The organism is Terracoccus luteus, from assembly GCF_003635045.1.
Lineage (GTDB): Bacteria > Actinomycetota > Actinomycetes > Actinomycetales > Dermatophilaceae > Terracoccus > Terracoccus luteus.
This window is the reverse complement of sequence record NZ_RBXT01000001.1, coordinates 528,814-541,777: the sequence shown is the minus strand read 5'-3', so window position 1 is coordinate 541,777 and position 12,964 is coordinate 528,814. Positions and strand designations below refer to the sequence as shown.

Below are 12,964 nucleotides of genomic sequence, written 5' to 3'. Positions count from 1 at the left end.
GCGGGCCCTCCCGACGGCGGACCGCGCGGTGGGGGCTGGGGACGAAGTTGGGGATGAGGTGGGGACGGCGTGTGGGTAACCCCGGTCACGCTGGGGACTACATGTGGACGACTTACACCTGTGTAACTACTAGATGTTGGGGTAACTGTAAGCACCAGCACCGACGACCCGCAAGGGCCGCGGTGGCGTCGCCCCGCCCCCTGGTGGCCCCCACGCCGCTGACGTGCGCAAACACCCTCTCCGGATGCCGGACGGTCGCCTCCGCGCGTCGGTGCGGCCGGGCGTGTCGCACCTGCTCAGACCACCGGACGGGGCCACCGACGCCACATGTTGGGGTGGCCGGCGACCCGGCATCCCGCATCTGGCGTCGACCGGCCGGCCGGGCGGAGGTCACGGCAGGTCGCGGGGCTGGGGCTGGAAGGGGTCGGCATCGCTCCAGCGCGGGTGACGTCGGCGCTCCCTGGGCCCGGCGACGACGACGCGGTCTCGCCTCCCGGCGGCGACGGCGGCGATGTTTCGCTCGCTCGTCGTGCCCGCCGTCAGGTACTGGGAGTGACCGGTCGAGGCCGTGGTCGTGACGGGGCGTCCGTTGGTCGAGCCGACCGTCGTCTTGAGGGCGGCCGCGGAGAGCCAGGCGATGCCGGCGACGTCGGTGGGGTCGGTGCCGAGGACGGCCGTCATCTGGGTGGCCACGCCGTCACGCGCGGCTGCCAGCACGTTGAGGCCTCCCGGGCGCAGACCGGTCTGCGCGACGTCGGTGAACGGCACCCCCGGGGAGCCGAAGACGACGGCGTCGTCGAGCGTGTGCGGCTGCAGGAGCGCCGTCCCCGTGACGACCGAGCCGTACGAGTGCCCGAGCACGGTCTGGTGGACGGGGTCGTCACGTGCCGCGGTCATGCCCGCCGAGAAGGCGGCGAGCTCGTCGGCCGACTCCCGCGCCCGGACGGGCGAGAGGACGGTCCCCCGGGTGTCGGTGAGGTCGCGCCAGCGGGGGGCGTCGTAGCCGATCCAGGTGACGACGGCCAGGGCGCCGTTGCCCGTTCCCGCCTGCAAGCGCAGGCGGACGGCGGTGTCGTCGAGGCGCAGCGCGTCGCCCCGCACCGAGGTCGCGAGCCCGCCGACGAGCGTCGCGACGTGCGGGTCGCCGTCGACGTCTCCGACGGCGAGGACGGCCCTGACCCGCCCGTACGGGGCCTGCACGAGCAGCAGGCGGCGACGTTCCCCGCCCAACGCCCGGCCCAGGACGGTGCGGACGGTGAGCAAGTCGTCGAGGGCCTCCTGCGCCTCCTGCCGACCGTCGACGTCCCACCACGACACGGCCTGCAGGCGCGCCCGTTGCTCGGCCTCGAGCCGCGACAGGAGCACGAGGTTGGCCTCGTGCCGGGCCCAGGCGGGGACGCCGTCTCGGGGGCCGACCCACTCGGGATGGAGGCGGACTGCATCCTCGCGCTGCGACCAGGTCAGCGACCGCCACCAGGCCGCCGCCCGGAAGGCGTCCTGCGCGCCCGTGACCGCCGCGACCGGCGGCGGCGGTGCGGGTGGCGAGGTGGTGGTCAGCCACGCCGCCAGCGAGCGACCCGACGCCGCGGACGTCAGAGCGCGGGACAGGGCTCGGTCGGCCGTGTCGGCGACGTCGACGGCCCGGCGCACCAGCGCGTCGACCTCGGCGGTCACCACCGCGTCGAGCCGGGCCCGGTGGGCGGCGACCACCGGGTCGGCGGCCGCCGGCGTCGGCGGTGGGGGCACGTAGCGGCCCGCCTGCGTGAGGCGGCCCCCGACCTGGGCGCAGCGGTCGTCGGCCCGGCGGACGAGGTCGCGCGCCGACCTCAGGCTCGGCACCGCCGCCGCGAGGGCCTGGGCGCTCGCGCCGAGACGGCCGGCGAGGGCCGTGACGTGCGCAGTGGCCTCGACATACCGACGAGCCGCCTCGTCGGCGGCGGGACCTCGCCAGGTGTGGCGGGCGGCCCGCCGCCAGACGAGGGCCGCCGCGACCTCGACGAGACGGGCCCGCTGACGCTCGAGGTCGGCGCCGGCCTGCTCGACCGCCTCGACGCCGAGCCGCCCCACCGCCGCGGCGTCCCAGGTCATGAGGCCTGCGTCACGGGCGGCGCCGTCCCGTCGGAGGCACCCCCCAACGGTCCGGTCAGGAGCGCCGCCGTGGACCCCTCGACGGCGTCGTAGCCGGAGCCGGCGCACGAGAGATGGGTGCCCAGCCGGGTCAGCGCGTACCGGGCCGACGCCAGCTCGTCGGCCCATGTTGCGGCCACGCCCGGGACCGCCCGGGCGGTCGTGCCCGCCGGGATCGCCCGGGTGACGACGGCCCAGACGCCGCTGAGGTCGACCGCTCGGAGGGCTCCGCTCGTCTCGCCGAGCCCGGCCGCCTCGGCCCGGAGGTCACCGGGCTCCACTTCGTACCGCATCGCTCCTTCTCCCTGCCCCCGTGGCGAGGGTAGGGCGACCGACGACACCGACGTCGGCAGCCGTCCACAGGCGTGACGACGGACAAAGACGGCAGCGGAGGACGACAGGGGCGGACGACGGGAGGACGCCGCACCCCGGTGGCGAGGTGCGGCGTCCGGGTGCGGTCGGCGGGGTCGAGGCGCCGAATGCACCAGCCGCAGGACGAGGTCGTGCGGCGGTCTGAGGCCCCGCGCCCGGTGGGCTCGCGGGACGGGTCGGGGACCGGTCAGGGACGACTCGAGGACAGGTCAGGGCGTGGGCACGAGCAGCTGCTGACCGGCGCTGACCTGGTCGCTCGCGAGGGAGTTCTGCAGCTGGAGCGCGACGACGCCGTCACGGACGGCCAGGTCGGGCAGCTCACGCGCGGCGATCTGCGAGAGCGTCTCACCGGACCTGACGATGACCGGACGGGACTCGCCACCGGCCGACGCCAGCTGGCCGGCCAGCCCGACGCTCAGGGCGATGACGACGGCGAGGGTCCCGGTGACGAGGACGAGGCGCCCGAGCCGGGTGATGCGCAGCACCGGCCGCGCGCGGCGGACCCGCCCCAGGGCGTCGGCCCCGGTGGGCAGTGAGACGAGCCGAGGCCGGCCGGGGCGGCCGTACGCCGGGTGGGTCGGGTCGGCGGACGGGTGTGCGGCGCCGACGGCGCGGGCCGGGGTGACGGGGCTCGGGTCGGCGAAGCTCAGGACGGTGGCGCCCATGGTGTCCTCCTCGTTCCGGCCCCCGGTGAGGAGGTCGGCCTGGTCGGTCGGTTCGGTCGAGAGCGGTGTCCGCGCGCCCTGTGGATCGTCGGGACACGTGTTCGATAGAACGTCTGTACGATTTCTAGCACGGTGGCCCGACAAAGTCGAGACACGCCTCGAACGGATGTTTGGCATGTGTGTTCGAACCTCGTACGCTGCTCTCACATCACCAACCACACCAGTCACCACTGACAGTGGGTCCCGAGAGGGCCTCTCGCAGCGGCGCAGACCGACGAAGGGGACACCATGGCTGACGTGACCGAGCTGCCCGACCGCGACCGGGGTGACGGCCTCACGGTGCGTCAGCGTCGGGTGCTCGAGGTGATCCGCAACTCCGTCGACCGTCGCGGGTATCCGCCGAGCATGCGCGAGATCGGCGAGGCCGTGGGCCTGGCCAGTCCCTCGAGCGTCTCCCACCAGCTGGCGGCCCTCGAGCGCAAGGGCTTCCTGCGCCGCGACCCCAACCGCCCCCGGGCCATCGAGGTCGTCTCCCCCGACGCCTCCGCCGCCCGCCACCCGGCCTCGGGTTCGCCGGGCGCGCCGCTGCCGAGCGTGGACGGGGCGGGCGCCGACGACACCGGCTCGGGTGACGCGCGTCCGCAGGCGACGTACGTCCCGGTGCTCGGTCGCATCGCGGCCGGCACGCCGATCCTCGCCGACGAGGTCGTCGACGACGTCTTCCCGCTCCCCCGCCAGCTCGTCGGCGAGGGCTCGCTCTTCCTGCTCAAGGTGGTCGGCGACTCGATGGTCGACGCGGCCATCTGCGACGGTGACTGGGTCGTCGTGCACCAGCAGCAGACGGCCGAGAACGGTGACATCGTGGCGGCGCTGCTCGACAACGAGGCGACGGTCAAGACGTTCAAGCGCAAGGACGGCCACGTCTGGCTGCTGCCGCACAACCCCGACTTCTCACCGATCGACGGTGACGACGCGACCATCCTCGGCAAGGTGACGGCGGTCCTGCGCCGGGTCTGACCGGGAACGCACGACCAGGGCATGACCGAGGGCACGATCGTGGTCTGACCGAGCACCGACCGAGCACCGACCGAGCACCGACCGAGAGCTCCACCGACGCAGACGCCCGCCCGACCTCCCGTCGGGCGGGCGTCCGTGCGTCAGGGCTCGACGTGCAGGGCCTCGACGAGCGCGTCGAGGGTGTCACCGAGGGGCGCGTGCAGCCGGAGGCTGGCCTCCGCGTCGCCGCGCGTCGCCGACCGGGTGACGATGGCGACCGGCACCCCCTCGCGGTGGGCCCGGCGCACGAAGCGGTAGCCACTCATCACGGCGAGCGACGACCCGAGCACGAGCAACGCCCGCGCCTGCTCGACGAGGGAGAAGCACCGCTCGACGACCTCGCGGGGCACGGACTCGCCGAAGAAGACGACGTCCGGCTTGACCGTGTCGTGCCCGCACACGAGGCAGCGCGGCGGGTGGAAGGTCTCGACGAGGTCGTCGGCCAGGACGATGTCGCCGTCGGGGCGCACCTGCTCACCCCACTGCGACCCGACCGCCTCCGCCGCCGCGGCGAAACGGTCCATGAAGCCGGGGTTGCCCTGGGTCATCCGCTCGTGCAGGCCGATGCGCGAGGTGACCTCGCCGCAGGTCAGGCACACCGCCCGGTCCAGCGAGCCGTGCAGCTCGATGACGTCCCGGGCGCCCGCGGCCTGGTGCAGTCCGTCGACGTTCTGGGTGATCACCGGGCCGACGAAGCCGGCCCGCTGCAGCTGGGTGACCCGACGGTGACCGGTGTTCGGTGCCGCGGCGTTGAACCGCTGCCACCCGATGTAGCTGCGGGCCCAGTACCGACGCCGCGCCTCGCTCGACCCGGCGAACTCGCCGTACGTCATGGGCTCGACCCGGCGCGTGCCGTCGGGGCCGCGGTAGTCGGGGATGCCGGACTCCGTGGACAGGCCGGCGCCGGAGAGGACGACGACCCCACCGCCGCTGACGAGGTCGACGAGGTCGTCGAAGGTGCCGAGGTCGCTCACCTCGAGGGGCAGCGTGCGGGACGTGGCCAGTCGGGTGGCGCCACGCGCGGGGATGCCGGGCGGTTGCGTCACCGTCCCAGCGTACGTTCTCGTGCGTCTCACCATGACGTCCGCGACCGGCATCCATAAGTGGTTGTTATGATCGGGGCATGATCGACGCTGCCGGCCTCCGGGTCATGAAGGCCATCGCCGACGAGGGCAGCTTCACGAGCGCCGCCAACGCCCTCGGGTTCACCCAGCCGGCGATCTCGCAGATGGTGCGCCGGCTCGAGCAGCGCACCGGCACGGTGCTCGTCGAGCGCTACGGCCGGCAGGTGCGCCTCACGGAGGCCGGTCGGGTGCTCGCCCGCCACGCCGTCGGGGTGCTCGCGGCCCTCGACGCCGCCGAGGAGGAGATCACCGCCATCGCCGGGCTGCGCGCCGGTCGGGTGCGGCTGCAGGCCTTCCCGAGCTCGTCGGCGACGCTCGTGCCGCGCTCGCTCGCGATCGTCAAGGCGCGCCACCCCGACATCAGCGTGACCTTCACCGAGGCCGAGCCGCCGGAGTCCCTCGCCGCGCTGCGGGCCGGCGACTGCGACATCGCCGTCGTCTTCGCCTACGAGGGACAGGACCTCGGCGAGCTCGAGGAGGACCTGTCGCTGCTCGTCACCCGGCACCTGCTCGACGACGAGGTGCGCCTCGTCGTGCCCCGCGCGCACCCGCTGGCCGACGCAGGGACCGCCTCGATGGCGGACTTCGCCGACGAGGAATGGATCGCCGGGTGTCCGCGCTGTCGCGGCTACCTGCTCTCGCTCGCCACCGGCGTGGGCTTCACCCCGAACGTCGCGTTCGAGACGGAGGACTACGTCGCGCAGATCGGGCTCGTCAGCGCCGGTCTCGGGGTCGCCCTCGTGCCCGACATCATCCTCGGCGCGGCGAAGCACGACGACGTCGTGTCGCTGCCCCTCTCACCGCCGTCGCGTCGCCAGATCCTCGCCGTGACCACCCCCGACCTGCAGCGGGTCCCTGCGGTCGGCGCCGCCCTGCAGGCCCTGTGCGAGGCCGCCCGGGCGGCGGCCGGCTCGAGCCGCACGCAGGCGTCCGGCGCCGAGGCGCCCGCGCTCGTCACCGGCTGACCGGGCGCTCCCACCGCGCCCGTCCACCCGGCGAGGGCGGGGATGGCGGCGACCTGCCGACGGCCCACCCGACCGCTCCCGTCGCGAGTGGCCCTCGACCAATACGGTGGTGCCATGGCCGACCTGCCCCGCCACCCCGGCCCGCCCGACCCGGACCGACGGTGGGCCGTCGCGCCAGCCCCTGGCCCGGCGCCGGACGTCACGACGGGCGTCACGACGGGCGCCTCGGTGGCCCACCGGCATCCGGTCGGGCGACGGTGAACCGCGTCGCGGTCGCCGCCACCGGTGAGGCCGCGCGCGACGCGGCGCTCGAGGTGGCGCAGGACGGCGGCACGGCCGTCGACGCCGCCGTCGCCGCGGCGCTGGTCGCGATGAGCACCGAGCCCGGTGTCGTCAGCATGATGGGCGGCGCCTTCGTCAACGTATGGCCCGCCGGCGACGACCCGTGGGTGGTCGACGGCAACGTCGAGATGCCCGGCCGCGGCCTGCCCACCTCCCGGTTCGGGCAGGGGGTGCGGCACGTGCGCACCGACTACGGCGGCGGCGTCACCATGGGGGCGGGCCACGGGTCGGTCGCGACGTCCGGCGCGGTGCAGGCGCTGGCCCTCGCCCGTGACCGGGCCGGCGTGCTGCCGTGGCGCCGCCTCGTCGAGCCCGCGGCCCGCGCCTGCCGCGACGGCTACCGGGTGGGGGCGGCGGCCGCGCTCTACCTCGGCATCGTGCGCGACGCGCTCTTCGGCGCCGACCCGGAGGCCCACGCCCTCGTCACGGGGGCGGACGGCGGCGCGCTGCAGCCGGGCGAGACCTCGCTCAACACCGACCTCGCCGACATCCTCGACCTGCTCGCCGCGCAGGGACCGTCGCTGTTCACCACCGGCGCCGTGGGCCGGGTCATGGTCGAGGACATGGCCGCCCACGACGGCCTCGTCACCGCGGCCGACCTCGCCGGCTACGAAGCGGTCGTGCGGACCCCGACGCTGCGGCCGCTCGGCGGCTGGACGGTCGCCCTCAACCCGCCCCCGTCGGTCGGGGGGCCGATGCTCGCCGCGATGCTCGGCGAGCTGTCGGCCCGGTCGACCGGCGTCTGGTCGTGGCCCGACGTCATCGACGTGCAGCGACGCGTGCTCGCCTACCGGCTGTCGGTGCACGACCGCAGCCACGACCTGCTCGCCGACGGCACCGCGCTGCTCGAGGCGGTCGAGCGCCATGGCCTCGCCGGGCTGCCCACCTCCGCCTCGACGGCCCACGTGTCCGTCGTCGACGACGAGGGCACGGCGTGCGCCATCACGATGTCCTCGGGCTACGGGGCCGGCATGGTCGTGCCCGGTACCGGCATCCTGCTCAACAACGCCCTCGGCGAGCCCGAGCTCAACCGGCTCGGGCTGCACGCCGTCGCGCCGGGCACCCGGCTCGCCTCGAACATGGCGCCGACGACCGCCCGCAGCGCCGCGGGAGGGGCGCTCGCCGTCGGCTCTCCCGGCGCCGACCGCATCACGACCGCGCTCATGCAGGTACTGGGTCGCTCGCTGCTCGCCGGCGAGGACCTCCAGCCCGCGATTGACGCGCCACGAGCGCACGTGCGCTTCCTCGACGACGCCGACGCCGACGCCGCCGAGGGCGAGGGCGAGGGTGGCGAGGCCGGCGGGACTGGTCCCCTCCTCGGCCGGGCCCGCGTCGACCACGAGCCGGACCCGGCCATCGCGCAGGCAGCGCGCGCGCTCGGTCTCGAGGCCCACGGCTACCCGGGCCCGCACATGTACTTCGGCGGGGTGGGGGCGGCCCAGCTGTCCGACCTCGGTCTCGTCGCCGCCGGCGACGGCCGACGCGAGGCCGCCGTCGGGATCTCCCCCGCGTGACCCGTGACACCGACGCCGCCCCCATCCGCGCCGGGGGTCCGCGGCGAACCGACGACCGCAGCCGACACCCGAGGAGCACGACATGACGACCACCGCACGCCAGGGCACCGACTCGACGGGCGCCGAGCCGGCCGGGACCGCACAGCACGTCCCGACGGGCCTGACTGACCAGCGCCCGGATGCCGCTGGGCGGGCGGGCGCCGACGGCGTCGCCGCGCGCCTCGCCGGCCTCGTCGAGCCGCTGTTCGGCGGTGACCTGCCGCTGCGCCTGCGGGCGTGGGACGGCAGCGTGTACGGCCCGGCAGACGCGCCGACGGTGGTCGTGCGTGACGCCGCCGCGCTGCGCCGCCTCGTCTTCCACCCCGGTGAGCTCGGCCTCGCCCAGGCGTACGTGACGGGTGAGATCGACGTCGAGGGTGACCTGCTCGACGGCTTCCGTCGGGTGTGGAAACGCGCCCGCGCCCTGTCGGCCGGTACCAGCGAAGGCGTGGGGAGGACCGGACTGGGTGGCGCCGCTGGTGTCACCGCGGGCGTCTCCGCTACGGCCCGCAGACTGCCGCTGCTGCTCGACGGCGTGCGGGCGGCCCGCGACCTCGGCGCCGTCGGGCTGCCCCCGGCTCCCCCGTCGAGCCAGGCCCGGCTGCGCGGGAGGCTGCACACGCTGACCCGTGACCGCGACGCGATCTCGCACCACTACGACCTCAGCAACGAGTTCTACTCGCTCATCCTCGACCCGACGATGGCGTACTCGTGCGGCTACTGGACGAGCGACGAGCCGGACTACACCGTCGGCGACGCCCAGCGCGACAAGCTCGACCTCGTCTGCCGCAAGCTCGGCATCGAGCCTGGCGGGCGCCACCTCGACATCGGCTGCGGCTGGGGGTCGTTGTCGCTGTGGGCCGCCGAGCACTACGGCGCGAGCGTCGTCGGGGTGACGATCAGCGCCGAGCAGAAGGCCTTCATCGACGAGCGCGTCCGCGAGCGCGGGCTGCAGGACCGGGTCGAGATCCGGCTGCAGGACTACCGCGACGTGCCGGACGGCCCGTTCGACACGATCAGCTCGATCGAGATGGGCGAGCACGTCGGTCAGGCGAACTACCCGACGTACGCCCGCGGCATCCACGACCTGCTGCGACCCGGGGGCCGGGCCCTCGTACAGCAGATGTCGCGGACGACGCGGCCCGGTGGCGGCCCCTTCATCGAGGCCTTCATCGCCCCCGACATGCACATGCGGCCGGTCGGCGAGACCGTCGCGATGTTCGAGCGGGCCGGTCTCGAGATGCGCGACGTGCACGGGATGCGCGAGCACTACGTGCGCACGGTGAACGCCTGGTACGACACGTTCGAGTCCAACTGGCCGCGGGTGCTCGACCTCGTCGGCGAGGAGGTGGGGCGCGTCTGGCGCCTCTACCTCGTCGGCGGCGCGCTCGCGTTCGAGGAGGGCCGGATGGGCGTCGACCAGATGCTTATGGTGCGTCCGACGCGCGACGGTCGCAGCGGGATGCCGTCCGTCCGGGCCTGGTGAGCGACGTGCTGTCCGAGCTCGTGCCCGTCCTGCTGCTGACGTCGCTGGCCGTGGTCGTCGTGCTCGGCGTCGCCTTCGTCGTCGGGGTGCGCCGCGGCAAGCACGCCGGAGTGGACGTCGCGTGGGGTCTCGGCTTCGTCGCCGTCGCGGCGACCGCGTTCGCCGCCTTCTCGGGGTCGGGAGACTCCGGACGCCGGTGGCTGGCCCTCGTCCTCGTCGCCGTATGGGGGCTGCGCCTCGCGGCGCACATCGCCAACCGCTCGCGCGGCAAGGGTGAGGACCCCCGCTACGCCGCCATGCTCGAGAAGGCCGAGGGCGACCCGTCGCGGTACGCCCTGCTGCACATCTACGTGCCCCAGGGCCTGATCATGTGGTTCGTCTCCCTCCCGGTGCAGGTCGCGATGGTCGTCACCGGCGGCTGGTCGGCGGTGATGGCACTCGGGGTCCTGCTCTGGGCGGTCGGCTTCGTCTTCGAGGCGGTCGGGGACCTGCAGCTCTCGCGCTTCCGGGCCGACCCCGGCAACAAGGGCAAGGTGCTCGACACCGGCCTGTGGCGCTACACCCGCCACCCCAACTACTTCGGCGACGCCTGCGTGTGGACCGGTCTGTGGCTCGTCGCGGCCAGCGCCTGGCCGGGGGTGCTCACCGTGCTGTCCCCCGTGGCGATGGTCGTCAACCTCTATGCCGGTACCGGGAAGAAGCTGCTGGAGAAGGACATCGGCGACCGGCGACCCGAGTATGCCGACTACGTCCGCCGCACGAGCGGCTTCCTCCCCCTGCCGCCCAAGCAGCGCCAGCGCTGACGGCAGCCACCGTCGCGCCGGGTGCCCGGGCGCCCCTCACGGCCCACCACCGGCCCACCGGCCGGGTCAGCCGGCCGGGTCAGCCGGCCGGGTCAGCCGGAGGCGACCACGCGTAGCCCGTCCCCGTCGTCGACGACGGCCAGATCCCCCTCGAGGTCGGTGCGGTGGACGCGGAAACCCCTCTGCGACAAGGCGTCCAGGGTCGCCGGCGCCGGGTGCCCGTAGTCGTTGTCGGCCCCGACGCTGACGAGCGCGAGCCGCCCGGGGGCGCCGTCGAGGAGTCGGTCGTCACGGTTGCTCGACCCGTGGTGCGCCACCTTGACGACGTCGATGCCGGCCCAGCCCGTGGGGTCACGCGCCAACGCCCGGACCACCTCGCCGGCCGCCTCCCGCTCGACGTCGCCGAGCAGCAGCAGGCCGACACCACCCAGGTGAACGGTCAGCACGACGGACGCGTTGTTGGCGACCGAACCGGCGTCGATCTCCCGGGCGGGCCACCACACGTGCGCCCGCACGCCGCCGACGGCGAGGTCGTCACCGGCGCGTAGGCGCTCGAGGGGCAGGCCGGCATCCGTCACGAGGCGGGCCACCTGGCGCGCCTCCCCGGGCGGGTCGTCGACGGTGGAGGCGCGCACCGCTCGCACCGCCCGCCCGTCGAGCACCCCGGCGAGGCCGCGGACGTGGTCGGCGTGGAAGTGCGAGAGCACGACGAGGTCGACGACCTCGACGCCGAGCCGGTCGAGACACCCGTCGACGAGGCGGGGGTCGGGCCCGGCGTCGACGACGACGGCGTGGCCGGGCCCGTTCGCGAGCACGAGGGCGTCGCCCTGACCGACGTCGCAGGCCACCGCCACCCAGCCCGGCGGGGGCCACGCGAGGGTCGTGGTGGGCACGGCGAGCGCGGTCGTCGTCACGACGACCGCGCCGGCGACGAGCGGGCGCAGCCGCGCCCGTCGCCAGGCCCACGGGGCCGCGAGGACGGCGGCCGCGGTGAGCAGGGCCAGCCCCAGGGCCGCCAGCGCCGAGTCACCCCACGCGAGCGTCGCGAAGGGGGCGGTCGCGCACGTGCGCGCCACCCACGCGATGCCGAGGGCAGGCACGGCCGCCGCCCACGCCAGCCAGCCGGCGAGGCCGACGGACACGACCGAGAGCAGCGCCACCGCGACGCCGGCCATCGTCGTCGGCGCGACGAGAGGGGCGGCCAGCAGGTTGGCGAGCACCGCGACGATCGAGACGGCCCCCTGCAGCGGCACCACGACCGGTGCGCAGACGACCTGGGCGGCGACCGGCACCGCGAGCACCGCCCCGAGCCAGCGCAGCCGCCGGGGCAGCACGCGCCCGAGCGCCGTCGCCCACGGACCGGCGAAGAGCAGCAGCCCGAGCGTCGCGACCGACGACAGGGCGAACCCGTACGACCGGGAGAGCCACGGGTCGTACACGAGCAGCACGACGACGGCGCCGGCGAGCGCCGGTACCCCCGCCCGACGTCGGGAGGTCGACAGGGCGAGCAGCCCGACCACCCCCATGACCGCGGCGCGGATGACGCTCGGCTCTGGTCTGGCCAGCACGACGAAGGCGGCGAGCGCCGTGCCCGCACCCCACGGACGCCAGCGTCTCGGCAGGGCCAGCAACCGGCAGAGGCCGACCGCCGCGACGAGGACCATCGTGACGTTGCTGCCCGACACCGCGCTGAGGTGGCTCATCCCGGTCGTCAGCATGGCGTCCGTGAGGTCGGCGGGAGTGGCCGTCGTGTCACCGACGACGAGGGCCGGGACGAGGCCCCGGGCGTCGGCCGGGAGGTGCTCCGTCGCGGAACGGAACCGCTCGCGGACGTGGTCGGCGGCGGCGAAGACGGCGGGAGGTCCACCGAGCAGTCGCGGGCTCCCGCGGGGGCTCGCCACCGCCACCACCCGGTCGCCAGGGTCGGGCGGACCGAGCCGCGCGACGACCTCGACCTCGTCGCGCCAGTGCAGCCTCGCCCACTCCGGGCCGCCGATGACGAGTACGGGCACCGACACGTCCGTCGTGCGCCCTCGGCCGGTCACTCGGTGGACGTCGAGCTCGACGACGACGAGGGCGCGCGCCGTCCGGCCTCCTCCCCCTGCGGCGGTGTCCCCCGCCTCGGACGGCCCGCCCCCGATGACGCGTGGCTCGGTGGCCAGCGCGGCCCGGAGCGTCACCACCGCCCTCGCGTCGGCCAGCTCGTCGACGGGACCGGTCGCCCGCAGCGCCCGGTGGCCCGACACCGCGACGAGCAGAAGCGCAAGGGTCGCGAGACCGAGGGCCAACAGCCCGGCCACGCGCCGCCCGGCCGCAGCGCCCGCACCCGGCCGACGCGAACGGCGCAGCAGGACGAGCGCACCGGCGCCGCAGACCGCCCCGGTCGCGACGACGACCACCCGCTCGGCGAGCAGCGCCCAGAACGCGACGACGGGCCACGCCACCGCGACCGGGAGGAGCAGCCGCATGTC

At 75.2% G+C, this 12,964-nt stretch carries 10 protein-coding genes; 5 read left to right on the top strand and 5 right to left on the bottom strand.

Annotation, left to right across the window (positions count from 1 at the left end; genetic code table 11):
- Window positions 1-390: 390 nt before the first annotated feature.
- The 3 genes from DFJ68_RS02610 to DFJ68_RS02600 form a co-directional block, all read right to left on the bottom strand.
- Window positions 391-2,088, bottom strand: a complete 1,698-nt coding sequence (locus tag DFJ68_RS02610; RefSeq protein ID WP_121030768.1) for an alpha/beta hydrolase — start codon at window positions 2,086-2,088, stop codon at window positions 391-393.
- Window positions 2,085-2,420 (bottom strand): hypothetical protein, encoded by a 336-nt coding sequence (locus DFJ68_RS02605; protein WP_147431497.1) that lies wholly within the window; start codon window positions 2,418-2,420, stop codon window positions 2,085-2,087. The genes DFJ68_RS02610 and DFJ68_RS02605 overlap by 4 nt, the downstream gene beginning before the upstream one ends.
- A gap of 288 nt (window positions 2,421-2,708) precedes the next feature.
- The gene (locus DFJ68_RS02600; RefSeq protein ID WP_121030760.1) at window positions 2,709-3,164 is read right to left on the bottom strand and encodes a LysM peptidoglycan-binding domain-containing protein; all 456 of its coding nucleotides are present in this window, start codon (window positions 3,162-3,164) and stop codon (window positions 2,709-2,711) included.
- Window positions 3,165-3,452: 288 nt separating this feature from the next.
- Here DFJ68_RS02600 and lexA point away from each other — a divergent pair, with 288 nt between their 5' ends.
- On the top strand, window positions 3,453-4,181 hold the full coding sequence (lexA, locus tag DFJ68_RS02595) for a transcriptional repressor LexA (protein ID WP_121030758.1): 729 nt from the start codon (window positions 3,453-3,455) through the stop codon (window positions 4,179-4,181).
- A gap of 140 nt (window positions 4,182-4,321) precedes the next feature.
- Here the strand turns inward: lexA and DFJ68_RS02590 are convergent, their stop codons facing one another.
- Window positions 4,322-5,299, bottom strand: a complete 978-nt coding sequence (locus DFJ68_RS02590) for a Sir2 family NAD-dependent protein deacetylase (protein ID WP_211333439.1) — start codon at window positions 5,297-5,299, stop codon at window positions 4,322-4,324.
- Window positions 5,300-5,343: 44 nt separating this feature from the next.
- Between DFJ68_RS02590 and DFJ68_RS02585 the strand changes: the two genes are divergently transcribed.
- The 4 genes from DFJ68_RS02585 (at window position 5,344) to DFJ68_RS02570 (ending at window position 10,493) form a co-directional block, all read left to right on the top strand.
- Window positions 5,344-6,309: a LysR family transcriptional regulator gene (locus DFJ68_RS02585; protein WP_121030756.1), complete on the top strand. Its 966-nt coding sequence runs from the start codon at window positions 5,344-5,346 to the stop codon at window positions 6,307-6,309.
- A 257-nt stretch (window positions 6,310-6,566) separates the two neighbouring features.
- The gene (locus DFJ68_RS02580) at window positions 6,567-8,165 is read left to right on the top strand and encodes a gamma-glutamyltransferase (protein ID WP_121030754.1); all 1,599 of its coding nucleotides are present in this window, start codon (window positions 6,567-6,569) and stop codon (window positions 8,163-8,165) included.
- An 82-nt stretch (window positions 8,166-8,247) separates the two neighbouring features.
- Window positions 8,248-9,690 carry an SAM-dependent methyltransferase gene (locus DFJ68_RS02575; RefSeq protein ID WP_121030752.1) on the top strand — a complete coding sequence of 481 codons (1,443 nt, stop codon included), beginning with the start codon at window positions 8,248-8,250 and terminating at the stop codon, window positions 9,688-9,690.
- Complete coding sequence (locus DFJ68_RS02570; RefSeq protein ID WP_338067395.1) at window positions 9,687-10,493, top strand: DUF1295 domain-containing protein; 807 nt, start codon at window positions 9,687-9,689, stop codon at window positions 10,491-10,493. Before DFJ68_RS02575 ends, DFJ68_RS02570 begins: the two co-directional genes overlap by 4 nt.
- A 92-nt stretch (window positions 10,494-10,585) precedes the next feature.
- Here DFJ68_RS02570 and DFJ68_RS02565 read toward each other — a convergent pair whose 3' ends face one another.
- Window positions 10,586-12,961 carry a ComEC/Rec2 family competence protein gene (locus DFJ68_RS02565; RefSeq protein ID WP_121035013.1) on the bottom strand — a complete coding sequence of 792 codons (2,376 nt, stop codon included), beginning with the start codon at window positions 12,959-12,961 and terminating at the stop codon, window positions 10,586-10,588.
- Between the last annotated feature and the right edge of the window lie 3 nt (window positions 12,962-12,964).

Excerpts from the sequence above, each read along its gene's own strand:
- DFJ68_RS02565 (WP_121035013.1), bottom strand. The coding sequence starts at position 12,961 with ATGCGGCTGCTCCTCCCGGTCGCGGTGGCGTGGCCCGTCGTCGCGTTC.
- DFJ68_RS02600 (WP_121030760.1), bottom strand. The coding sequence starts at position 3,164 with ATGGGCGCCACCGTCCTGAGCTTCGCCGACCCGAGCCCCGTCACCCCG.
- DFJ68_RS02590 (WP_211333439.1), bottom strand. The coding sequence starts at position 5,299 with ATGGTGAGACGCACGAGAACGTACGCTGGGACGGTGACGCAACCGCCC.
- DFJ68_RS02585 (WP_121030756.1), top strand. The coding sequence starts at position 5,344 with ATGATCGACGCTGCCGGCCTCCGGGTCATGAAGGCCATCGCCGACGAG.
- lexA (WP_121030758.1), top strand. The coding sequence starts at position 3,453 with ATGGCTGACGTGACCGAGCTGCCCGACCGCGACCGGGGTGACGGCCTC.
- DFJ68_RS02605 (WP_147431497.1), bottom strand. The coding sequence starts at position 2,420 with ATGCGGTACGAAGTGGAGCCCGGTGACCTCCGGGCCGAGGCGGCCGGG.
- DFJ68_RS02575 (WP_121030752.1), top strand. The coding sequence starts at position 8,248 with ATGACGACCACCGCACGCCAGGGCACCGACTCGACGGGCGCCGAGCCG.
- DFJ68_RS02610 (WP_121030768.1), bottom strand. The coding sequence starts at position 2,088 with ATGACCTGGGACGCCGCGGCGGTGGGGCGGCTCGGCGTCGAGGCGGTC.